This window comes from Pseudomonas sp. N040 (assembly GCF_015637705.1).
Lineage (GTDB): Bacteria > Pseudomonadota > Gammaproteobacteria > Pseudomonadales > Pseudomonadaceae > Aquipseudomonas.
Genome location: NZ_JADOBE010000005.1, coordinates 1 through 22,140, shown reverse-complemented (window position 1 = coordinate 22,140; position 22,140 = coordinate 1). Strand labels below are relative to the sequence as shown.

Annotated in this window: 17 protein-coding genes and 1 riboswitch; of the genes, 8 read left to right on the top strand and 9 right to left on the bottom strand. The window is 66.8% G+C overall.

Features of this window, described 5'->3' with window-relative positions; genetic code table 11:
• Positions 1-85: 85 nt before the first annotated feature.
• Entirely contained in the window at positions 86-1,939 is a 1,854-nt protein-coding gene (locus ISX93_RS08745) for a diguanylate cyclase domain-containing protein (protein WP_374987658.1), read from the top strand.
• 49 nt (positions 1,940-1,988) lie between these two features.
• Here the strand turns inward: ISX93_RS08745 and ISX93_RS08740 are convergent, their stop codons facing one another.
• On the bottom strand, positions 1,989-2,867 hold the full coding sequence (locus ISX93_RS08740) for a phosphatase PAP2 family protein (protein WP_195778346.1): 879 nt from the start codon (positions 2,865-2,867) through the stop codon (positions 1,989-1,991).
• A 181-nt stretch (positions 2,868-3,048) separates the two neighbouring features.
• On the opposite strand from ISX93_RS08740, the gene ISX93_RS08735 reads away from it, so the two are divergent.
• The 4 genes from ISX93_RS08735 to ISX93_RS08720 all read left to right on the top strand — a co-directional run bounded on the left by ISX93_RS08735 (position 3,049) and on the right by ISX93_RS08720 (position 11,138).
• Complete coding sequence (locus tag ISX93_RS08735) at positions 3,049-6,336, top strand: carboxyl transferase domain-containing protein (protein ID WP_195778345.1); 3,288 nt, start codon at positions 3,049-3,051, stop codon at positions 6,334-6,336.
• Positions 6,337-6,475: 139 nt separating this feature from the next.
• Complete coding sequence (dxs, locus tag ISX93_RS08730) at positions 6,476-8,371, top strand: 1-deoxy-D-xylulose-5-phosphate synthase (RefSeq protein WP_195778344.1); 1,896 nt, start codon at positions 6,476-6,478, stop codon at positions 8,369-8,371.
• A gap of 175 nt (positions 8,372-8,546) precedes the next feature.
• Complete coding sequence (locus ISX93_RS08725; RefSeq protein WP_195778343.1) at positions 8,547-8,819, top strand: DUF4242 domain-containing protein; 273 nt, start codon at positions 8,547-8,549, stop codon at positions 8,817-8,819.
• Between the two features lie 95 nt (positions 8,820-8,914).
• Positions 8,915-9,135: riboswitch (cobalamin riboswitch) on the top strand.
• A 119-nt stretch (positions 9,136-9,254) separates the two neighbouring features.
• Positions 9,255-11,138 carry a TonB-dependent receptor domain-containing protein gene (locus ISX93_RS08720; RefSeq protein ID WP_195778342.1) on the top strand — a complete coding sequence of 628 codons (1,884 nt, stop codon included), beginning with the start codon at positions 9,255-9,257 and terminating at the stop codon, positions 11,136-11,138.
• Between the two features lie 100 nt (positions 11,139-11,238).
• Here ISX93_RS08720 and ISX93_RS08715 read toward each other — a convergent pair whose 3' ends face one another.
• From ISX93_RS08715 to ISX93_RS08705, 3 genes are read right to left on the bottom strand one after another with little or no spacing between them, the layout of a single operon-like run.
• Positions 11,239-11,880 (bottom strand): oxidoreductase, encoded by a 642-nt coding sequence (locus ISX93_RS08715; RefSeq protein ID WP_195778341.1) that lies wholly within the window; start codon positions 11,878-11,880, stop codon positions 11,239-11,241.
• 30 nt (positions 11,881-11,910) lie between these two features.
• Positions 11,911-13,473, bottom strand: a complete 1,563-nt coding sequence (locus tag ISX93_RS08710; protein WP_442793303.1) for a C13 family peptidase — start codon at positions 13,471-13,473, stop codon at positions 11,911-11,913.
• Positions 13,461-13,916: a MaoC family dehydratase gene (locus ISX93_RS08705; RefSeq protein WP_195778340.1), complete on the bottom strand. Its 456-nt coding sequence runs from the start codon at positions 13,914-13,916 to the stop codon at positions 13,461-13,463. Before ISX93_RS08705 ends, ISX93_RS08710 begins: the two co-directional genes overlap by 13 nt.
• 165 nt (positions 13,917-14,081) lie before the next feature.
• On the opposite strand from ISX93_RS08705, the gene ISX93_RS08700 reads away from it, so the two are divergent.
• The 3 genes from ISX93_RS08700 to ISX93_RS08690 are packed head-to-tail and all read left to right on the top strand — an operon-like array spanning position 14,082 to position 15,761.
• A complete protein-coding gene (locus ISX93_RS08700) occupies positions 14,082-14,444 on the top strand; it encodes a CidA/LrgA family protein (protein ID WP_195778609.1) in 363 nt (120 codons plus the stop codon).
• Positions 14,441-15,157 (top strand): LrgB family protein, encoded by a 717-nt coding sequence (locus ISX93_RS08695; protein WP_195778339.1) that lies wholly within the window; start codon positions 14,441-14,443, stop codon positions 15,155-15,157. The genes ISX93_RS08700 and ISX93_RS08695 overlap by 4 nt, the downstream gene beginning before the upstream one ends.
• A gap of 13 nt (positions 15,158-15,170) precedes the next feature.
• Entirely contained in the window at positions 15,171-15,761 is a 591-nt protein-coding gene (locus ISX93_RS08690) for an LON peptidase substrate-binding domain-containing protein (RefSeq protein ID WP_195778338.1), read from the top strand.
• Between the two features lie 55 nt (positions 15,762-15,816).
• Here ISX93_RS08690 and ISX93_RS08685 read toward each other — a convergent pair whose 3' ends face one another.
• The 5 genes from ISX93_RS08685 to ISX93_RS08665 form a co-directional block, all read right to left on the bottom strand.
• A complete protein-coding gene (locus ISX93_RS08685; protein WP_195778337.1) occupies positions 15,817-17,535 on the bottom strand; it encodes a carbamoyltransferase C-terminal domain-containing protein in 1,719 nt (572 codons plus the stop codon).
• A gap of 94 nt (positions 17,536-17,629) precedes the next feature.
• Positions 17,630-19,054 carry a bifunctional D-glycero-beta-D-manno-heptose-7-phosphate kinase/D-glycero-beta-D-manno-heptose 1-phosphate adenylyltransferase HldE gene (gene hldE, locus ISX93_RS08680; protein ID WP_195778336.1) on the bottom strand — a complete coding sequence of 475 codons (1,425 nt, stop codon included), beginning with the start codon at positions 19,052-19,054 and terminating at the stop codon, positions 17,630-17,632.
• A 108-nt stretch (positions 19,055-19,162) separates the two neighbouring features.
• The gene (locus tag ISX93_RS08675) at positions 19,163-20,557 is read right to left on the bottom strand and encodes a PIG-L deacetylase family protein (RefSeq protein ID WP_195778335.1); all 1,395 of its coding nucleotides are present in this window, start codon (positions 20,555-20,557) and stop codon (positions 19,163-19,165) included.
• Between the two features lie 13 nt (positions 20,558-20,570).
• Positions 20,571-21,467 (bottom strand): GNAT family N-acetyltransferase, encoded by an 897-nt coding sequence (locus tag ISX93_RS08670; protein WP_195778334.1) that lies wholly within the window; start codon positions 21,465-21,467, stop codon positions 20,571-20,573.
• Positions 21,460-22,140 (bottom strand): ATP-binding cassette domain-containing protein (locus tag ISX93_RS08665; protein ID WP_195778333.1); only part of this gene is annotated, 681 nt, incomplete at its 5' end. The genes ISX93_RS08665 and ISX93_RS08670, both read right to left, overlap by 8 nt.

Here is a 22,140-nt window from a genome sequence, read left to right as displayed (position 1 = left end):
GAAGTGCTTTTGCCTGCTGGCCAATTGTTATACTCGCCGCCTGCTCGCCCCCTTGCGATTGGTTTCCCCGAAGGAGTCCCGCCCCGTGCGCCGGCCGCTTTCCCATCTCCTGCTGACTGCCTGCCTGCTGGCTGGCTTCGCCCCGGCACAGGCAGAACTGCTGACGCTCGGCGCCGCCAGCAGTGGCCAGCAAATCAACGACAGCGTCGCGCTGTTCGAGGACACCGGCGGGCAGCTGACCATCGAAGATATCCTGCAGCCGGACGTACAGCAGCGCTTTCAGCCCGCCAATGGCCGCGCCAGTGTCGGCCAGAGCCGCAATCCCTGGTGGATCAGGCTGCAGCTGCAGGCCGGCAGCCAGGCGCCGCAAGACTGGTGGCTGGAAGCCGGCGGCGCCAATCTGCTGGATCTGCGCCTCTACCTGGCGGACGGCAACGGCGGCTGGCGCGAGCGCCGCAGCGCCGAGGCGGCGCCCTTTGCCGAAGGCCGCGACTACCCGTATCGCCGCAGCGTGTTTCACCTGCCCCCGCTGCAAGAGGCCACGACCCTGTATCTGCGCAGCTACGACCCGGCCGGCAATGCGTTCCCCCTGCACCTCTGGCAACTGGCTGACCTGCAGCAACAGCAGGTCGAAGAAAACCTGGTCTTCGGCCTGATCTTCGGCGTGATCCTCGCCCTGCTGCTGTACAACCTGTTCATCTTTGTCAGCCTGCGCGACAGCACCTACTTCCTCTACGTGCTGACCACCGCCTGCGCCCTGCTGTTTATCCTCAGCGCCACCGGCTATGGCTTTCAATACCTGTGGCCGCAGCAGGCGGTACCGGCCTGGCTCGACCGCATCACCATTCCCTCGCTGTGGAGCCTGTTTGTCAGCCTGTTCACCATGGCCCTGCTGCAGACGCGCCGCTACGTCCCGCGCCTGCATTACGTGCTGGTGGCCGGGGCGGCACTCTATGCGCTCGCCGTGGGCTGCGGCCTGCTCGGCTATCGCGAGACTGGCGCCATGCTGCTCAACATACTGACCTTCAGCAGCATTCCAGCGGCGTTCATTGCCGCGCTGATCCGCAGCCGCCAGGGCTTTTTCCCGGCGCGCCTGTACCTGCTCGGTTATGGGCTGGTACTGGCCAGCATCGTCCTGCTGACCTTGCGTGCCATGGGTCTGGTGCAGCCAACCCAGCTCAACTCGATGCTGTTCCCGCTGGCAGTGGCCGCCGAAACCATCCTGTTCTCGTTTGCGCTGGCCTACCGCATTCAGCTGCTCAAACAACAACGCGCCGACGCACTGGAAAAGGCCGACCAGGAAAAGAGCGCCCGCCTGGCCCAGATAGAACTCAACGCGAGCAACCTGCAGAGTGCGGTTGACCAGCGTACGGCGGAGCTGGCGGCGACCAACCTGCGCCTGTGCGAGCGTGAACGTGAACTGCAGCATGCCGCTTTCCATGACCCGCTGACCAACCTGCCGAACCGTCGCTACCTGATCGAGCGCGCCGAAGCCACCCTGGCAGAAGCGCAGCGGCGCCATGAAACCCTGGCCTTGTTGCTGATCGACCTCGATCACTTCAAGCCGGTCAATGACCAGCATGGGCACCAGGCCGGCGATCATTTGCTCTGTGAAATCGGCCGGCGCCTGCAACAGCACATCCGCCGCAACGATATGCCGGCACGCCTCGGCGGTGATGAGTTCGCCATCCTGATCGGTGGCCCGGATGCCCAGCAGCAGGCCAACGAAGTCGCCGCCCGCCTGCTCCAGGCGCTGGCCGAGCCGGTGCCCTATCACGGCATCGCCCTGCAGGTCAGCATCAGCATCGGCGGCGCACTCTATCCGGCCCACGGCCAGCACTTCAGCGACCTCTACAAATCGGCCGACCATGCCTTGTATCAGGTGAAGAATCAGGGGCGTTCCGGCTTCAGCCTGTCGCCCTGCCCGGCCCCGCCGTAAGTCCTGCGCTGCGTTCAACCACCAGCGGCAAAACCCAAGCCCGGCCCGCTTACGCTTGCGCGGCCGGCAACAGGCGCGCCCGCAGCAGCCCCCAGGGCATCAGCGCGGCAACAAACAGGCCCATCAGCAGGCCGCGAAGGCCCTGCCAGACCACCGGCTCGAGGCCCAGCGCCAGGTCAATCCGCTTGAGCAGCGCCTGGAACAGCAGGAAAGCCACACAGCCGATCAGCGCTACCAGAGCCCGGCGCCAGAGCACTGCCGGGGTACGGAAGCCCAGCCAGCGCTCCTCCTGCCAATAGCCGGCCACTACCCCGAGCAGCAACCCGGCCAGCAATGGCACGTAGGTTGGCGCGGTGCCCGGCCAGGCGAGTTGTGCCAGCAGGGTGACCGCCACGATCAACGCCAGATGCCAGGGTGCGTTGTCCCGGCTCCAGAACTGCCAGTCCCTGACCAGGGCAAACACCAGCAGTGTTGCGCCACCCAGCGCGGCCCCCGCCAGCACGTCTTCCAGGTCGTGCACCCCCAGGTACATGCGGCTGAACATCACGCCCACGGCGATCAGCCCGCACAGCAGCCACAACCAGCCACGGCGCATTTCATAGGCCAGCCACAGCCAGAGCACCACGGCCACCTGCGAATGCCCGCTGGGCGCGCCAAAGCTGTCGCCGACCTCGCCGTCCAGGCGCAGTGCCAGGTCGGGCCGCGGGTTTTGCCAGAGGTCCTTGAGGTAGGCATTCAGCAGGGCGGTGAAGGCCACCAGCACGAACAGGCGGAGAAACACCGGCTTGTTCCAGGCCCAGTAGCCCAGCGGCAGAAACAGCAGGATGAACTTCTCGTAGCCGAGCAGGGTGAAGCCGTACATCAGCGGCGTCAGCAGGTCGCTGCGCAGCGGCAGCACCCATGACAGGTCGTGGAGAAGTTCGGACATGGGGGGTACTCCGGCAGGCAAACGGGGTACCAGTGTGCCAACTGCCGCGCAGCCGACGCAACCGCACCAGCCGTCATTGCCCGGGGTTATGCCGCGGCATGCGCCAGCCGCATGCGCTGGCGCCGGGCAAACAGCTCAGGGCAGACTGCGGGGATCCCCCGCCTGCCCTGGAGAATCCGTCGTGCAACCGCCCTTTTCTGCCGTGCTGATCGCCAACCGTGGCGAGATCGCCATCCGCATTGCGCGCGCCTGCGCCGACCTCGGCTGCCGCACGGTGGCGGTGTTTGCCGAAGACGACAGCGCCAGCCTGCACACACGCAAGGCCGACGTTGCCGTGCCTCTGCGTGGCAGAGGAGTAGCCGCCTACCTGGACATGGATCAGCTGATCGCCCTGGCGCTTGAGCAGCAGTGCGAAGCCATCCACCCTGGTTACGGCTTTCTCGCCGAAAGCGCCGAGTTCGCCCGCCGCTGCGCGGCCAGCGGACTGTGCTTTATCGGTCCGTCGCCGGAGGTGCTGCAGCTGTTCGGCGACAAGGCGGCGGCGCGCGCACTGGCCGAACGTTGCGCGGTGCCGCTGGTACGCGGGATCAACCAGGCCGTCACGCTGGAACAGGCGTGGGCATTCATGCAGTCACTTGGCAGTGGCGCTGCGGTGATGCTCAAGGCCTTGGCCGGCGGTGGTGGCCGCGGCATGCGCGCGGTACACGGGCTCGACGAGCTGGAAGCCGCCTACGCGCGCTGCCAGTCGGAAGCCCTCGGCGCTTTCGGTAACGGTGCGCTGTATATCGAACAGCTGGTCAGCCGGGCGCGGCATATTGAAGTACAGATCATTGGTGACCGTGAAGGTCAGCTCAGCCACCTGTGGGAGCGCGACTGCAGCCTGCAGCGGCGCAACCAGAAGCTGGTGGAAATCGCCCCCAGTCCCGACCTGCCGGCCGACACCCGTAACGCGATCATCACTGCGGCGCTGCAATTGGCCGGTGCAACGCGCTATCAGGGCATCGGTACTTTCGAGTTTCTCCTCGATCTCGATCAGCCCGGGCAGTTTTATTTCATGGAGGCCAACCCGCGGATTCAGGTCGAGCACACGGTTACCGAGATGGTGACCGCCGTCGACCTGCTGCACACCCAGTTGCAGCTGAGCGCCGGGCGCACCCTCGCTGAGCTGGACCTGCAGCAGCCGCCGGCCCTGCACGGCTGCGCCATCCAGCTGCGGATCAATCTGGAAAGCCAGCACGCCGACAGCAGCATCCGCCCGGCCGCCGGCATGCTGACCGCCTACGAACCACCCAGCGGCCCCGGGCTGCGGGTGGACGGCTATGGTTACACCGGTTACCCGGTGAGCCCCAGCTACGACTCCCTGCTGGCCAAGCTGATCGCCCACGGCAACAGCTATCCGGCGGCGCTGCAGCGGGTTTACCGCGCGCTCTGCGAGTTCCGCCTGGAGGGCGTGGCAAACAACCTGCACCTGCTGCAGAACCTGCTGCTGCGCCCGGAAGTGGCGGCCAACCGGGTCAGCACCGGGTTTGTCGAGCAACACCTGAACGAGCTGCTGGCGGCACAGCCACAGGCGCATCCACACCTGTTTTTCCAGACGCCCGGGCCGGCTTCGGGTCTGCGCAATCAAGGCCCGGCAGCACCACCCGGCAGCCTGCCGCTGAGCACGCCGAGTGCCGGCGTGGTGGTCAGCCTGGAAGTGGCCGAAGGTGACGCCGTAGCCAGTGGCCAGCCGATTGCCGTGCTCGAAGCGATGAAGATGGAGTTCGTGGTCAAGGCCAGCCAGAGCGGCATCGTCCGCCTGCTGGTGGCCCAGCCCGGCGCCAGTCTGGCTGAAGGCCAGACTCTGCTGTTCCTCGAACCGGCGGAAGTCGAGGGCAGCTCGGCGCTCAGCGAAGAAAGCCTCGACCTCGAGCATATCCGCGCCGATCTGGCGGAAGTCCTGCTGCGCCATGAGCAACTCAGCGATGCCCAGCGTCCGGCAGCGCTGGCCAAACGGCGCAAGACCGGCCAGCGCAGCGCGCGGGAGAACCTCGCCGACCTGCTCGACACGGACAGCTTCATCGAATACGGCGCCATGGCCCTGGCCGCACAGCGCCGGCGGCGCAGCGAAGAGGAGCTGCGCGAACTGAGCCCGGCCGACGGGCTGGTCAGCGGCATCGGCACGGTGAATGCCGCACAGTTCGGCCAACAGGCCTCGCGCTGCATGGCCATCGCCTACGACTACACGGTGTTCGCCGGCACCCAGGGCATGATGAATCACAAGAAGACCGACCGCATGCTCGGGCTGGCCGAACAGTGGCGTCTGCCGCTGGTGCTGTTCGCCGAAGGTGGCGGCGGGCGTCCCGGCGACAGCGATTTTGTCGGCGTCGCCGGCCTCGACTGCCACACCTTTGTCGGCATGGCGCGCCTGTCCGGGCTGGTGCCGCTGGTCGGGGTGGTCTCCGGGCGCTGCTTTGCCGGCAATGCCGCGCTGCTCGGCTGCTGCGACGTGATCATCGCCGCCAAAGACGCCAGCATCGGCATGGCCGGCCCGGCGATGATCGAAGGTGGCGGCCTGGGCCGCTTCACGGCAGAACAGGTCGGCCCGGTCAGCGTGCAGGGACCGAACGGGGTGATCGACATCCTGGTCGAGGACGAAGCCGCGGCCGTGCAGGCCGCCAGGCAGTACCTGAGCTACTTCCAGGGGCCCTTGCGCGACTGGCAGTGCGCCGACCAGCGCTGGCTGCGCCAGCTGATCCCGGAGAATCGCCTGCGCGTCTATGACATCCGCCAGGTCATCGACACCCTCGCCGACAGCGGCAGCGTGCTGGAACTGCGCCGCCAGTTCGCGCCGGGGCTGATCACTGCGTTCATCCGCATCGAAGGCCGGCCCTTCGGCCTGCTGGCGAACAACCCGGCGGTGCTCGGTGGAGCAATCGATGCCAGTGCCGGCGACAAGGCCGCGCGCTTCATGCAGCTGTGCGACGCCTTCGATATCCCGCTGCTGTCGCTGTGCGACACCCCCGGCTTCATGGTCGGCCCGGAGGCGGAACAGCAGGCCACGGTACGCCATGTGTCGCGCATGTTCGTCACCGCCGCCAGCCTCAGCGTGCCGTTCTTCACTGTGGTGCTACGCAAGGGCTATGGCCTGGGCGCGCAGGCCATGGCCGCCGGCAGCTTCCATTCGCCGCTGTTCACCATCGCCTGGCCCAGCGCCGAATTCGGCGCCATGGGCCTGGAGGGCGCGGTGCGCCTGGGCTTTGCCAAGGAACTGGCGGCCCAGCCGGACGAGGCGACACGCCAGGCACTGTTCGACAAGCTGGTGGCCAGGGCCTACCAGCAGGGCAAGGCGCTGAACATGGCCAGCTTTCTGGAAATCGATGCGGTGATCGACCCGCAGGAAACCCGCAGCTGGCTGCTGCGCGGGCTGGCAGCGACACCCCCGCCAGCACCGCGTACGGGCAAGAAGCGCGCCGTGGACACCTGGTAGGCGCAGCCCGGAGGCAATCGGGGGCTTGGCTATCTTGTGTCCCGGATTGCATCCGGGCTACATGAGCCGAACCTTGTTTGGGCAGTTTCCGGCGCTTCGGGTAAACTGCCGCATCTTTTACGCCTGAACGATCCGCCCGATGCCGACGACTTTCCACGAGATTCCCCGCGAGCGCCCCGCCACGCCCCTGCTCGACCGCGCCGAAACGCCGGTGGGCCTGCGCCGCCTGGCTGAAACCGAGCTGGAAACCCTCGCCGACGAATTGCGCCAGGAACTGCTCTATTGCGTCGGCCAGAGCGGCGGGCATTTTGGTGCCGGGCTCGGTGTGATCGAGCTGACCATCGCCCTGCATTACGTCTTCGACACCCCGGACGACCGCCTGGTGTGGGACGTCGGCCACCAGGCCTACCCGCACAAGATCCTCACCGGACGCCGTGAGCGCATGTCCACCCTGCGCCAGAAAGACGGCCTGGCCGCGTTTCCGCGGCGCAGCGAGAGCGAATACGACACCTTTGGCGTCGGCCACTCCAGCACCAGCATCAGCGCGGCGCTGGGCATGGCCATCGCCGCGCAGATGCAGGGCAGCAGGCGCAAGAGCGTGGCGGTGATCGGCGACGGCGCACTGACTGCCGGCATGGCCTTCGAGGCGCTCAATCACGCCTCCCACCTCAAAGCCAACATGCTGGTGATCCTCAACGACAACGACATGTCGATCTCGAAGAACGTCGGCGGGCTGTCCAATCACCTGGCCAAGATCTTTTCCAGCCACACCTACGCGAACATGCGCGAGGGTAGCAAGAAGGTTCTCTCGCGCCTGCCGGGCGCCTGGGAGCTGGCGCGCAAGACCGAAGAACACGCCAAGGGCATGCTGGTCCCCGGCACCCTGTTCGAGGAACTCGGCTGGAACTACATCGGCCCGATCGACGGCCACGACCTGCCCACCCTGCTGGCCACCCTGCGTAATATGCGCGAGCTGGAAGGCCCGCAGTTCCTGCATGTGATCACCACCAAGGGCAAGGGCTTCGCTCCGGCCGAGGCCGACCCGATCGGTTACCACGCGATCACCAAGCTGGAACCGCTGACGCCCAACCCGGAACCGAAGAAAGCCTCCGGCCCCAAATACTCCAGCGTGTTCGGCCAGTGGCTGTGTGACATGGCGGCCGATGACCCGCGCCTGGTCGGCATCACCCCGGCGATGAAGGAAGGCTCCGACCTGGTGGCCTTCAGCGAACGTTTCCCCGAGCGCTACTTCGACGTGGCGATCGCCGAGCAGCACGCGGTGACCCTGGCCGCCGGCCTGGCCTGCGACGGCATCAAGCCGGTAGTAGCGATCTACTCGACCTTCCTGCAACGCGCCTATGACCAGCTGATTCATGACGTCGCCGTGCAGAACCTCGACGTGCTGTTCGCCATCGACCGCGCCGGACTGGTTGGCGAAGACGGCCCGACCCACGCCGGCAGCTTCGACCTGACCTACCTGCGCTGCATCCCCGGCATGCTGATCATGGCGCCGAGCGACGAAAACGAACTGCGCCGCATGCTCACCACCGGCTACCTGTTCAAGGGCCCGGCGGCGGTGCGTTACCCGCGCGGCAGCGGGCCGAATGCACCGATCGAAACCGCGCTCGAGCCGCTGGAAATCGGTGTCGGCGTGGTCCGCCGGCAAGGCCGCAAAGTCGCCCTGCTGGTGTTCGGTGTGCAGCTGCAGGAAGCACTCAAGGTCGGCGAAACGCTGGACGCCACAGTGGTCGACATGCGCTTCGTCAAGCCGCTGGACCAGCCGCTGCTGCGCCAGCTGGCCGACAGCCACGAGCTACTGGTGACCATCGAGGAAAACAGCATCATGGGCGGTGCCGGCAGTGCCGTCAGCGAGTTCCTCGCCGCCGAGAACCGCGTGCAGCCGCTCCTGCACCTGGGCTTGCCGGACCGCTACGTCGAACACGCCAAACCGGCGCAGATGCTCGCCGAGTGCGGCCTCGATGCGGCAGGTATCGAAGCCGCGGTGCGCGCCCGCCTAGCCCGGCTGCAGGGCTAGTACCGCTCATCCGCTGCCGGGCAGGCCCCGGCAGAGCGGCTAATCTTCATCTATCCAGTGCGCTTGGCGCCCCGCTCGGGGCCACAGTGCCGCCTGGAGGTCTTCCGCCCCCGCGGCACTGGCCGTCGTCCCGGTCTGCTGCATTGTTCAATCAGCCTTGCCCGAGGTGAAAGTCATGCCCAAATACGTGATCGAACGCGACATTCCCGGTGCCGGCCAGCTCGACAGCGCCGCCCTGCACGGCATCTCCGCCAAGTCCTGTGGCGTCCTGCGCGAGCTGGGCTCGTCGATCCAATGGGTCGAAAGCTACGTCACCGACGACAAGATCTACTGCGTGTACATCGCGCCCAATGAGGAGCTGGTGCGCGAGCATGCGCGCCTGGGCGGCTTTCCGGCCAACCGGGTCAGCGCCGTGCGGCGGATGATCGACCCGACAACCGCCGAGTAGCCCTGCCAACCTGCCGCGCCCGTGCATGAATAGCCGGCATGGGCGCCTGAAGGATTTTCGCTTGCCTTTGCCCTGGGCCGGACTTAAGGTGCGCGTCGTTTTGCTTCCACCCCGGTGCAGCTGCAGCCATGCAGGTGTTAAACGGGAAGCCGGTGCGCCCCTCGGGGCCATTCCGGCGCTGCCCCCGCAACGGTAATCGACCGCAGCCCCATGGCTGCACGTCCGCTCACAGGCCACTGGGTTCGCCCGGGAAGGCGAGCTGACGGGGATATTTCCAGTCGAGAGCCCGGAGACCGGCCAGGGTGGATACGACAGGTATTGCGGAGGGCAATCACCGTCAAGTGCTGACGGCTGCCCGGCCATTTCACCTCCGCGGCATCCTTTCGTGCTTGTTGCGGCCCTCCTCAAAGGAATTCATCACTTTGAGGATTGTTCATGAAACGTCTTTCCCTGGCAGCGGCGCTCGCCCTGCTGCCACTCGCGGCCCCGGCCGACTCGTCCAGCGACCCGCGTGACGCCATGACGGCGCCGGCGCTGGTGATCACCTCCGGACGCCAGGCCGAACCCAGACTGACCGCCGTGTCTGCCACCAGCGTGTTCACCCGCGCCGACATCGAGCGCCTGCAGGCGCGCAACGTGCCCGACCTGCTGGCCCGCGTGCCTGGCGTGGTCACCCGCAACAGCGGCGGCCTGCTCAGCTATTCGGTGCGCGGCACGCGCAGCTCGCAGACCCTGGTGCTGGTCGACGGCCAGCGCATCGCCTCGGCAGCCAGCGGCATCGCCCGCCTCGACTACCTGAGCATCGACAACATCGAACGGGTCGAGGTCAGCCGCGGCGCGCGCTCTTCGCTGTACGGCGCCGACGCCATCGGCGGGGTGATCCAGATCTTCACCCGCCGTGGCGGCCAGGGCCTGCAACCTTCCGTGCGGCTGGCCGCCGGCAGCGCGCAGACCTGGCAGCGCAGCGCCAGCCTGTCCGCGGGCGACGCGCGCAGCCAGCTCAGCCTGGGCGCCAGCCTCGACGAGAGCAATGGCCACGACAGCACGCGCGACAACCTCGGCGCCGACAGCGATGCCGACGGCACACGCAACCAGGCGCAATACCTCAACCTCGACCACTGGTTCAACGCCGACTGGCAGGCCGGGCTAAGCTACAACGAGCAGTTCGGCAAGAACGAATATGACGATGCCTACGAGCAGGCCCCGGCCACGCCGAGTGACCAGTTTCGCGTCGGCAGCGCCAGCAGCTACCTGCAGGGGCAGCTCGGCGAAGCCTGGCAGAGCCGCCTGGAACTGGGCCGCAGCTACGACCGCAACAAGGCGGTCGACGCCGCCTCGCCGTGGAGCAATGGCCTCAACGCCACCACCCGCCATTCCGCCAGCTGGCTCAACCGCCTGGCCCTCGCCCCTGAGCAGCAGTTGACCCTCGGCGGCGACTGGTACGAGGACCGGCTGGACAGCAGCACCGCCTACGCCGAGGACAGCCGCAGCAACCAGGCGGCCCTGTTCCAGCACCGTTTCAGCGGCGAACAACTCAGCAGCGAGATCGGCCTGCGCCACGACGACAACCAGCGCTATGGCAGCGAGAACAGCTGGAACGGCATGCTCGGTCTGCCGGTGAGCGCCGAGCAGCAGTGGCTGCTCAGCTACAGCGAAGGGTTCCGCGCGCCGACCTTCAGCGACCTCTACTATCCCGGCGCCGGCAACCCGCAGCTGCAGGCCGAAACCAGCCAGACCTGGGAACTGCAGTGGCGCGCCGCGCTGGGTGACAGCCAGCTGGAAACCTCGCTGTACCGCAATGACATCGACAACATGATCGTGTTCAGCGGCATGCAGCCGGAAAACGTCGGCCAGGCGCGGATCAACGGTTTCGAAACCGCGCTCAGCCGCGAGCTGTTCGGCTGGCAGGCCAGCCTCGGCCTGAGCCTGCTCGACCCGCGCAACCGCGACAACGGCCAGACCCTGCAACTGACCCCCAGGCGCAGCCTGAGCCTGGACCTCGACCGCCGCTTCGGCGCGCTGGCGGCTGGCGCCAGCTGGCGCGCGGTCAGCCAGAGCTACGACTACAGCATCATCGACGCCAGCTACGCCAGCGACCGGCAAAGCGTGCCGGGTTACGGCCTGGTTGACCTGCGCGGCAGCTGGCAGGCCGCCAGCAGCCTGCGCTTCGACCTGCAGCTGAACAACCTGCTGGACAAGGACTACTACACCGCGCTGTACCAGCGCTTCGACGCCAGCTACATCCAGCCGCCGGGGGCGCCGCTGGGCTATCAGGAGCCCGGACGGACGGCGCTGCTGGCGCTCACCTGGACGCCATGAGGCGCCAGCCTGGGCCGGTGCGCGGTCGGCTCAACCGCGGCCGGTACGGGCACAGCCGCGGCCCGGTCGCGCGGGGTGGCATGCCGCGGTTGGCCCGCGCTCAGCGCCCGAGCTGACGCAGCTCATCCGACTCGACGATGCGCACGCCCTTGCCCTCTTCCAGCGCCAGGCGCCAGAGGGCCCGCGCCAGCACGGCGGCTTCGATACTGCGCAACTTGCCGGGGATCAGGCGCATGAGGGGTGCCGCCAGGCGCTCGCCGAGACGAAACTCGCGGCGCGCGCCATCCAGCAGGGAGGGCCGCACGATGGTCAGCTGGGGCCAGCCCTGCGCCTGCAAGGCCTGCTCCATCTCGCCCTTGACCCGGTTGTAGAACACCCGCGAGCGGGCGTCGGCGCCCAGCGCACTGATCACCAGAAAATGCCGCGCGCCCAGTTCCCGGGCCCGCCGGGCAACCGCCAGGACCAGGTCGTGGTCGACCGCACGGAAGGCCCCCTGGGAGCCGGCGGCGCGGATCGTGGTGCCCAGGCAGCAGAACGCCGTATCAACCTTGCCACTCAGGGTCGGCAGCAGCGCGGCCAGCTCGCCCACCGGATTGACCAGATGCGCGTGTTCCGCCAGTGCCCGGCGGCTGGGTGCAATCACCTGGGACACCGCCGGGACGCTGAGGATGCGATCCAGCAAGTGCTCGCCAGTCAGGCCGGTGGCACCGGCGAGGAGGACGTGCTTGGGCGTGTGGGACATTCGGGGGACTCCGCATTGACTGCGCACAGACTAATGAATCGGCACCAATCTGTCTTGCTTTCTTGCTGCGCCGGAAGCGTCTGCCGGCGGGCTCCCGGCCGCCGCCAGGGCCGGCTTGGCCGACTGCCCGGCGCGCAGTTTGCGCCACTGTGCCAGCACTGCCGGCGCAGCCGATAGCTGCGGCTCGGACGGCTCGAAGCCGGCGTCCTGCTCGCGCGCGGCAACTGCCGCGAGCGCCAGCCGGAAAGCCTGCTCCAGGTCGTCGGTCTGCTGCAGTGCCTCGGCGAACAGGGCGCGGCCGAAGTAGGTGAAGTCCGCTTCTTCGGAACAGCCGAAGGACACCCGGTCGGCCCTGGCCGCAGTCATGATCAGGGTCTTTGCATCTTGCAGCGGGGCGACAAAGCCGCCGGAAAAGCAGGCCGACACCACCAGCACCTTGTAACGCTGCTGCAGCGGCCGCAGCAGCTCGGCCAGCTCGCTGGCCGGCAGGTCGGCCAGCTGCAGGCGCGGTTGCTGCAGGGCCAGTTCGTGCTCGGGCGAGCCGTGGCTGCTCAGGTAGATGAACAGCACATCCTCCGGCCCGCTCTTGCTGGCCAGGGCCTGCACGGCGCGGGCGATGCTTTCCCGGGTAGCCAGGGGGCGATCCGCCAGATGCTCGCGGTGGTTGACCAGGCTGATCTGCCCATGGGCAGCGAAGCGCCCGGCCAGCAGCCGGTTGACATAGTCCACCTCGCGCAGAAACACGCTCTGGTTGCCGTCGCCGGCCACGGTCAGGCTGTACAGCTCGATGGCCGGCGTCGACGCCGGCACTGCGGCGAGCGCCCGCTCGAGCAGCGCGCCCTGATCCAGCAGGGCCAGTTCGAGCGGATCCGCCAGCCACGCACCCGACTCATCCCGCACGCGCCGGCCCTGACGCCACTCGCCGCCGGCCGAACGGCCATCGGCCGTGCTCAGCACCCCTTGGCCGTCGTACTCCCAGTTCTTGAAATGCCCGCGATAGACGCTGCCGTCGCTGTCATGCAGCTCGCCAGGACCCTCCAGCGCGTCCTCGCGGAAGGTGCCCGACCACACCGCACCATCGGCACTGGTATAGCGACCCTGGCCGTGGAACTGGTCGGCACGAAAGTCTCCGCTGTAGTGTTCGCCATCGGCGCCCAGGTAACTGCCGTGGCCGTTCAGCTGGCCGCCACTGAACCGGCCGCTGAGCCGGGCCCCATCGGCATCCACGCGCAGCCCTTCACCCTCCGGCTGGCCACGCGCAAAGCGGCCCTGGAAACTGCTGCCATCGACCCGCTGCAGGCGGCCCTGGCCGTCGAACAGGCCCTGGTGGAACCCGCCCACGTAGTGTTCGCCGGCCGCCCCGTGCCACTCGCCGGGACCCTCCGCCTGGCCATCCTGGAAGTGCCCGGCCAACCAGCTGCCATTGGCATAGTCCAGGCGGCCGGTCCCGTGCAGCAGGCCACCGACCAGCTCGCCCTGGTACAGCGCACCGTCGGCCAAGCGCAGATTGGCCGGGGTCGGTGGCGCCCCCTCGCCGCAGGCGCTGGTCAACAGCAACAGGGCAAGCGGCAGGAGGGTTTTCAGACGAAACACAGCGAGAGCATTTCCGCGATATAGGCCGGCTTTTCCTGCCCTTCGATCTCCATCACCGCCCGGGCCTTGAGCAGCCACTGGCCAGGATTCTTCTCGTGCGCGTCGATCAGGCTGAGCACCAGGCGCACCCGCGAACCGACTTTCACCGGCTGGATGAAGCGCAGGCTGTCCAGGCCGTAGTTGACCGCCATCTTCAGTCCCTGCGGCATGATCATGATGTTTTCCATCAGCATCGGCAGCAGCGACAGGGAGAGAAAGCCGTGGGCAATGGTCGAGCCAAAGGGTGTCTGGCTGGCCTTTTGCGGATCGACATGAATGAACTGGTGATCACCCGTGCATTCGGCAAACTGGTCGATGCGCTGCTGATCGATCACCAGCCAGTCGGAGCAACCCAACTGCTGGCCGATGAAGTCCTTGAGCTCGGTAACCGGTACAAATGGCATGGCAACTCCTGTGTGCAGAATCCAGCCGGCGGGAATGCCTGCTGGGTCCGTGTAGATCAGCATGCGGGCGGGTACCGGTCAAGCCTGCTGCCTGGCTGCGAATGACGGTATATAGGCAGGCGGATGCCAGCCTATAATGCCCGCAACCCGACCCCGGAGATCCCCATGCTGCTGCGCGGCCTGACCCTGCTGGTGCTGATGCAATTGCTTGGCACGGCCATCAACATGCTGTTGCTGCCGATGATTCCGGGGCAGGTGCTCGGCATGCTGCTGCTGTTCGCCCTGCTGGTGCTGCGCGGCGAGGTCAGCCCGCCACTCGCCGAGGCCGCCGGCAGCCTGCTGCGCTACCTGCCGCTGCTGCTGATTCCCACCGCGGTCGGCTCGATCCTGTTCATCGACACCATGGCCGGCCAGCTGCTCGCGGTCAGCGCCGCCATGCTGCTGTCGCTGGTGCTGTCGCTGCTGTTCTGCGGCTGGCTGATGCAGAAACTGATCGTGCGCCAGCAGCGCCGCCAGGACCGGCCATGAACCTGGCGCTGCAGGCGGCCTGGCAGGCGGTGATTCATCACCCGCTGTTTGGCATCGGCATTACCCTGGCCACCTACCAGCTTGCGCTGGCCGCCTACCAGCGCCTGCGCTGGCCGCTGCTGCAGCCGGTGCTGGTCGCCATGCTGCTGGTGATCGGCATCCTCTACCTGGTCGAGGTCGATGTGCGCGAGTACCTGCAGGCCACCGCCATCTTCAGCCTGCTGCTGGGCCCGGTGATCGTGGCCCTGGCCGTGCCGCTGTACAGCAACCTGCGGCATATTCGCCAGCTGTGGCGACCGGTGCTGCACACGCTGCTGCTCGCCGGCCTGCTGGCCACCCTGATGGGCTCCGCCCTGGCCTGGCTGTTCGGCGCCAGCGAAGAGATGCAGCGGACCTTGCTGACCAAGTCCGTCACCTCGCCCTTCGCCATCCTGCTGGCCGGCGAAGTCGGCGGCATCCCGGCACTGGCGGCGATCTTTGCCATCCTCACCGGGGTGATCGGCGCCATTCTCGGGCCAAGCCTGCTGCGCCTGATCGGCGTCGGGCATCCCGCCGCCATTGGCTTGGCCATGGGCGTTACCGCGCATGCCGTCGGTACGGCCAGGGCACTGGAGGATGGCGAGCAGTGCGGCGGCTTTGCCGCGCTGGGCATGAGCCTGATGGGCGTATGCACCGCGGTGCTGTTGCCGCTGGTTGTCAGTCTTGTCACATGAAGGTGCGCCGCCCATGAGTCTGCCGCTGTTTCCGCTTTCGACGGTACTCTTCCCCGGCTGCCAGCTGGACTTGCAGCTGTTCGAGGCGCGCTATCTGGACATGCTTGGACGCTGCATGAAGCAAGGCAGCGGCTTCGGCATCGTGGGCATTCTCGAAGGCCAGGAAGTGGGCATGCCGGCCAGCCAGATTGCCCTGGTCGGCTGCGAGGCACTGATCCGTGACTGGCAGCAGCGGCCGAATGGGTTGCTCGGCATCCGGGTCGAGGGCGGACGGCGCTTCCGGGTCAACTCCAGCTGGGTGCAGCCGGATCAGCTGACCTGCGCCGACGTGGAATGGCTCGACGAGGCCCCGGACCTGCCCCTGCTCGGCGAGCATGCGGATCTCGCCGCCCTGCTGCAGGTGCTGGCCGAGCACCCGCTGGTCGATAACCTCGGCATGTCCGGCAACGCCAGCAGCCAGCAGGCGCTGGCCAACCAGCTGGCGTATCTGCTGCCGTTCAGCATCGAGGAAAAAACCGCGCTGCTGGAACTGCGCAGCCCGGCGCAGCGACTTGCGCAGATTCAGCTATTGCTCGAGCAACTGCAGGGCACGCTCAGCGCCTGAGCGGCTGGCGTCCGCCCGACTCGCCGATCCTGCGACCCCGAGCAGTGCCGGAAACTCAGCTCGCTGCGGGAAACACCAAGCCGCCATCACAGACCAGGAAGTCGATGCGGTTGTCCGCCAGGGCTTGCAGCGCTTCCTCCGGGGTATTGATGATCGGCTCTTCATGGGCATTGAAACTGGTGTTGACCAGGGTCGGCAAGCCGGTGATGCCTTTGAACGCGGCGAGGATGTCGTAGTACAGCGGGTTCATCGCGCGCTCGATGATCTGCGGCCGGGCCGTGCCGTCGACATGTACCACCGCGGCAATCTTGTCCGCCCACTCCGGCTTGACCCTGGTGGTGATGGTCATGAAGCGGCAGGCGTAACGGTTGCGTGCATCGACGTCGTAGACCGTTTCGGCATCCACATCCAGCACATAGGGTGCGAACGGCATGAACTCGGTACGCTGCAGGCGCTTGTTGATACTGTCGTTGACTTCACGCTTGGCCGGGCTGGCCAGGATGGTGCGCGCCCCCAGGGCGCGCGGGCCCATCTCCATGGCGCCGTAGAAGATTGCGCCGACCCGGTTGTCGGCCAGCAGCTGCGCGGTCTGCTGCACATGTTCGGGGCTGCGCTCGACACGGAAGCCCAGGCGCTCGCCGGCGCTCAGCAGGTCCTCGCCGCTGTAGGGCCAGCCGTAGTACAGGTGGGTCAGGCGATCGCGGGTCAGCCTGGCCAGGCCCTGGCTGGCAATCCAGTAGTCGACGCAGGCGCCGACCGGCAGGCCCTCATCGCCCATGGCCGGGAAGATGAACACTTCCTCGATACCCGGCAATGCCGCCACCAGCTGGTTGAGGCGCACGTTGGAGAATACCCCGCCGCTCATGGCGATGTACCTGGCCGGGTATTTCTTCAGCAGGGCCTGCAGCCAGTTGACGATGACCTGCTCGGTCGCCACCTGGATCGAGGCGGCGATATCCTCGTTCGACAGGCCCTCGAACAGTTGCGCCAAAGCATCGTGCAGCGCGCGGTGGTTGGCCAGCTCGCTGTGGATATGGCCATTGTCGTCGACCGGGAACAGCGCAACGATCTGCGCCGCCACCAAGGGCTGACCAAAGGCTGCCAGGCCGGTCAGCTTGCCCTCATGCCGATTGGGCTTGAAGCCGCACGCCGAGGTGGCATAGGCGTAGGCCAGACCGATGGACGCCGCAGAATTCTGTGGCTGCTCGAGCAGGGTTTCTTCACCGCCCCAGATCTGCTCGAGCTGCTGATTGGCCAGGCGGCAGGCCGAATACTCCGCCGCATCGCCGCCACCGTCGCAACTGACCAGCAGCACGTCGTCGTTCCAGTCGCAGTAACGCAGCGACGACAGCACGTGGGCGCGGTGGTGGTTGCTGAAATGCAGGGCCACATCGGCGCGCAGGCCCATGTAGCGGCGCAGCTTGTCGAAGTCGAGGAAGACACTGGCATCCAGGTTCTTCTGCTTGATCATCAGGCTCGCCAGGGAGCGCTCGCGCCGCTGGCCGAGCACCTTGCGGCGGATATCCTGAAAACCCAGCACCGCGTTCCTGAAGCACGACACCGGGAACTTCATCCGGGTGAAGGCCACCGCATCGACCTGCTGACGCGTGATACCGGCGATGCGCAGCACCTCATCCACCGACTGCAGGTCGAAGAAGCCGCCATCGTTCTTGATCCGGTTGAGCCGCTCTTCCTTGCAGAAGGCCAGCAGCTTGTCATCGGCAAACAGGCAGGCGCCGGCATCGTGGCCGGTGTGAATTCCCAGGATATACATAAAATGTGACTTCCTTGATTCTCGGAGCGGACCCAGCCGCCCAGATCGATCTCTTAGTTGTTGAACCGTTGAAAAGGGCTGCCGAACGCAAGACTCAGGAGCGCTCGCGAATCTTCTCGACGATGGCCGTGGTCGAGCTGTTTTCCACCAGCCCCAGCACCCGCACTTCACCACCATAGGCACGCACGATGTCGGCGCCGACCACCTGGTCGATGCCGTAGTCGCCGCCCTTGACCAGCACGTCGGGCTGCACCGCGCGCAGCAGGTTTTCCGGGGTGTCTTCACTGAAGCTGACCACCCAGTCCACCGCGCCGAGACCAGCGAGCACCGCCATGCGCCGATCCACCGAATTGATCGGCCGGCCCGGGCCTTTCAGGCGGCTGACCGAGGCGTCGTCGTTGACCGCCAGCACCAGCCGGTCGCCCTGGGCGCGCGCCTGTTCCAGGTAGGTCACATGGCCGGCATGCAGGATGTCGAAGCAGCCATTGGTGAAGACGATCTTCTCGCCATGCGCCCGCGCATCCTCGACGGCCAGCCGCAACTGCTCGAGGCTGACCACGCCGCGCTCGGAGCCTTGCTCGCGCTGCACGGCGCGGCGCAGCTCGGGGGCACTGATCGCCGCCGTGCCCAGCTTGCCGACCACGATGCCGGCCGCCAGGTTGGCCAGGCCGACCGCGTGCGGCAACTCTTCGCCCGCGGCGAGACTGGCGGCCAGGGTGGAAATAACGGTATCGCCGGCACCAGTTACATCGAACACTTCGCGCGCCCGTGCCGGCAGGTGCAGGGCCGGATGCTCCGGACGCAGCAGGGTCATGCCGTGCTCGCCGCGGGTCACCAGCAAGGCGCCCAGGTCCAGCTCGCGCATCAGTTGCGCGCCCTTGCTGACCAGCTCCGCTTCGTCCGCGCAGGGGCCGACCACCACTTCGAACTCGTGCAGGTTGGGGGTGATCAGGCTGGCGCCGCGGTAGATCGAGAAGTCCTTGCCTTTCGGATCGGCCAGTACCGGGATACCGCGCGCCCGCGCGGCCTGGACCAGCAGCTGATGGTTCTGCAGCGCACCCTTGCCGTAATCGGACAGGACCAGCACCCTGACCCCGCTCAGCAGTCCCTCGACCTCGGCGGCCAGCGCGGCCGCATCGGTGTTGAACATTTCCTCGAAATCCATGCGCAGCAATTGCTGGTGACGGCTGAGGACGCGCAACTTGACGATGGTCGGCTGGCTGGCGATCTCCTGGAAATGCGCCTTGACCCCGGCCGCAGTCAGGCTGTTGCGCAGGCTCTGCGCCGCCTCATCGACCCCGGTAACCCCGACCAGAATGGCCTGCGCCCCCAGCGCCGCGATGTTCAGGGCGACGTTGGCCGCGCCCCCCGGACGATCCTCGATGTGCTCGACCTTGACCACCGGCACCGGCGCTTCCGGCGAGATTCGCGAAGTGCCGCCGTGCCAGTAGCGGTCAAGCATGACATCACCGACCACCAGCACGGCAGCCTGATCGAAACGGGGCATGGACAGCTTCATGAGCACTCCGGCAGCGGGAAAAACGCCGCGAATCATAACATGGTCGACCTGGCCGGGCTGCTACAGCAGCGCTACCGCCACCACTGCACGGCACCGGCGGGTTACGGCCTACAAATGGCGCACCCAGAACAGTTCATGGCGGCGCACTGCCTTGCGAAAGAACTCGTCTTCCCCGGTCGGCGGCCAGCGGCGGCCGGCGAGTACGCGCTGGATCAAGCGGCGCCAGCGCTTCTTGGCCGGCAGCGGGCCCTGCAGGTCATGCTGCATGGCCAGCACCATGGCCTTGTCCAGTTGCTGTTGCGCAGTCAGGCACGGGCTCCACAGCCCATCAGTGGGCAGCGTGCCGAAGGCTGGCGGCAGGGCGATGCCGTTGCCTGCCGGCCCCATCGGCCAGCGATCATTGTCATGCAGGTGGTTGGCATACAGCAGCAGCGCCTGCGGCTGCCAGCTGCCGGCCTGAATCGCCTCCAGCAGCGCATTGGTAGCCGCGACATGGTCACTGTGCGGGTCGAGCTGCGGGTGTGGCGTGACCACCACTTCCGGGCGGAAGTGTTCCAGCAGGGCGGCCAAGTCCGCGCACAGATTATTCCAGGTCGGCAGGCCGTCTGCGTCGCCGGGCAGGCGCAGTGAATTATGCTGGCGGGCCACCCGGATATCCGTTTCACCCGACTCCAGCGAAGGGCACGGCAATGCTGGCGCCGCCGCCATCGTCTGCAGCTGCAGGCAGTAGTAGCCCAGCTGTACACAGCGTTGCTGCGGCACGCCGCCCCACAGCGGAATGGCCAGACTGTCCCAGGCGCGCAAGCGGCCTTTGAGCTGCGCCGCCGCGGCCATTTCCAACCCCAGGGCCTGGTAATTTTCCGCCTCGATCTCGCCCTGGGTCAGGGTGACAATGCTGGCGTCGGCAGCCTGGGCATACAGGCCGAAGGCAGCCAGCTCGGCATCGTCGGCATGCGGCGCAATCACCATCACCCGCCGCTGGCGGAAGTCCGGATTAGCGAAGGCATACAGCGTGGCGTTCTCCGCCAGCCGGCAGAAGCGGCCGCGCAGGCGCAGCTGCCCGCCCCTGAGTGCATCGAGCTGGCCCGACAGATTGAGATAGCGTTGGCCACGCACCCCGCGCTCGAAATCCTGGCGATCATTGCCGACCAGCACGGCCGGATCGAGCCAGCGCCCCAGCCAGGTGCTGCGCAACTGCAGCTGCAGAATCAGGGTATCGGCAGCGGGCAACTCGCCCTCAACCTGCAACAGGCCATCCTGCAGGCGCACCGGCACAGCCGGCGTGCCCGACGCAAAGGCGTACTGATAATCCTCACCCGGCGCATAGAACAGATGGTCGGCGAACCAGGCTTCATGGGCTATCCAGGCCAGCAGCAACAGCGCGGGCGGCAGCCACCAGGCCACGCACGCACCGAGCAGCAACAGCACTACAGCACCAGCCAGCATGGCCAGGCGCTTGTGCCGGCGATGACGTCTCAACAGCTGCTGCTTGCGCCCTTCCATGCCGTGCCCTCCGTCAGGACTGATAGACCGCCACGCGATTGCACCAACGGTCCTTGTATTCACGGTCGGCTCGTCCGAACGAGTAGCGCAGCGGCTTGCCCAGGGCACGCGCCTCACTCCAGGCCTGCTGCGTATTGATGTAGCTCAGCACGCTACCGGGGCTGAACTCGCGATTCTGCGGGTCGACTCCGCCATTTATGTACTCGACACTGATCCACTTGGGTGATTCGACGCGGTAGAGAATCTGGATCGCTACCGGCTCTTCATTCAGGTAAATCAGCGATCCGGTCATGAACTCGCGCAGCAGCGCAAACACCTCCTGCAGATGCTCGTTGCCGGTCGCCTCGAAACCCCAGCGCCGCTTGAACAAATCGGCATAAATGCGGGCCTGCTCGGCGGCCGTCAACTCCAGCATCGGCCGGACAATGCCCCCCGCCTCTTCCAGCAGGCGCTGCTCGCGACGCTGGTTGTAGCGGAACTTCTTGCTGTACTCCTCCGGCTCGCGGGCCAGCGCCAGGCCTTCAGGCTGCTCGCGCAAGGTACTGAACTGTGCAGCATTCAGAACCGAGACATAGCGCGCCTTGTGGCGCAATGGAACACAGACCCCGGAGGCTGCCGGCAAGATAATTTCGGCATTGCCCAGATCGAACAGCCCGCGCTGGCCATATGGCTTGAGCACATCCTTGGACAGGGCCAGAAACCGCCCCCAGGTTGGCAGCGCCGCCTGCAACTCGGCGCCCGCGAACCATCCCAGATAACGCACCGGGATGTTCGCCAGACTGGCCAGTCGCTCGATCACCAGCGGATGCGTTGCCACGCTGCCGCCAAACCGCTGCCAGGCAGCGCTGTAGGTCGCCGCATCGATCGGCGTCCAGCCCTTCTCGCGAAACCAGCGCAGGCGATTAAGCATCGACTACGGACTCGACAACCGGTTCTTCGCCGCCCTCTTCAAACTGGCGGGCGTGCAGGCGGGTGTAATAGCCATTCTGCGCCAGCAACTCGGCGTGGGTGCCGCGCTCGACGATCCGCCCCTGGTCCATCACCAGGATCAGGTCGGCTTTCTCGATGGTGGTCAGGCGGTGCGCGATGACCAGCGTGGTCCGCCCGCTTACCACCTTGTCCAGCGCCGCCTGGATGTGCCGCTCGGACTCGGTATCCAGCGCCGAGGTGGCTTCGTCGAGAATCAGCAGCGGCGCATCCTTCAGCAGCGCGCGCGCAATCGCCAGACGCTGGCGCTGGCCCCCGGAGAGCAGCACGCCGTTTTCGCCGACCAGGGTCTCGTAGCCCTTTGGCATGTTCGCGATGAACTCGTCGGCATAGGCATCCTCGGCAGCCTTGCGCACGGCCTCGGCAGGCGCGCCAGCCAGGTCGCCGTAGGCGATGTTGTTGCTCACCGTGTCGTTGAACAGGGTGACGTGCTGGGTCACCAGGGCAATGTGCCGGCGCAGGTTGCGCAGGGTGTATTCCTCTATGTCCAGGCCATCCAGCAGGATCTGCCCTTGTTCATGGTGATAGAAACGCGGCACCAGGCTGGCCAGGGTCGACTTGCCGCTGCCCGAGCGGCCGACCAGGGCGACCATCTG

Bases quoted from the DNA above. Each gene is read 5' to 3' on its own strand.
- ISX93_RS08740 (WP_195778346.1), bottom strand. From the start codon at position 2,867: ATGTCCGAACTTCTCCACGACCTGTCATGGGTGCTGCCGCTGCGCAGC.
- dxs (WP_195778344.1), top strand. From the start codon at position 6,476: ATGCCGACGACTTTCCACGAGATTCCCCGCGAGCGCCCCGCCACGCCC.
- ISX93_RS08725 (WP_195778343.1), top strand. From the start codon at position 8,547: ATGCCCAAATACGTGATCGAACGCGACATTCCCGGTGCCGGCCAGCTC.
- ISX93_RS08720 (WP_195778342.1), top strand. From the start codon at position 9,255: ATGAAACGTCTTTCCCTGGCAGCGGCGCTCGCCCTGCTGCCACTCGCG.
- ISX93_RS08715 (WP_195778341.1), bottom strand. From the start codon at position 11,880: ATGTCCCACACGCCCAAGCACGTCCTCCTCGCCGGTGCCACCGGCCTG.
- ISX93_RS08705 (WP_195778340.1), bottom strand. From the start codon at position 13,916: ATGCCATTTGTACCGGTTACCGAGCTCAAGGACTTCATCGGCCAGCAG.
- ISX93_RS08700 (WP_195778609.1), top strand. From the start codon at position 14,082: ATGCTGCTGCGCGGCCTGACCCTGCTGGTGCTGATGCAATTGCTTGGC.
- ISX93_RS08695 (WP_195778339.1), top strand. From the start codon at position 14,441: ATGAACCTGGCGCTGCAGGCGGCCTGGCAGGCGGTGATTCATCACCCG.
- ISX93_RS08690 (WP_195778338.1), top strand. From the start codon at position 15,171: ATGAGTCTGCCGCTGTTTCCGCTTTCGACGGTACTCTTCCCCGGCTGC.
- ISX93_RS08685 (WP_195778337.1), bottom strand. From the start codon at position 17,535: ATGTATATCCTGGGAATTCACACCGGCCACGATGCCGGCGCCTGCCTG.
- hldE (WP_195778336.1), bottom strand. From the start codon at position 19,054: ATGAAGCTGTCCATGCCCCGTTTCGATCAGGCTGCCGTGCTGGTGGTC.
- ISX93_RS08675 (WP_195778335.1), bottom strand. From the start codon at position 20,557: ATGGAAGGGCGCAAGCAGCAGCTGTTGAGACGTCATCGCCGGCACAAG.
- ISX93_RS08670 (WP_195778334.1), bottom strand. From the start codon at position 21,467: ATGCTTAATCGCCTGCGCTGGTTTCGCGAGAAGGGCTGGACGCCGATC.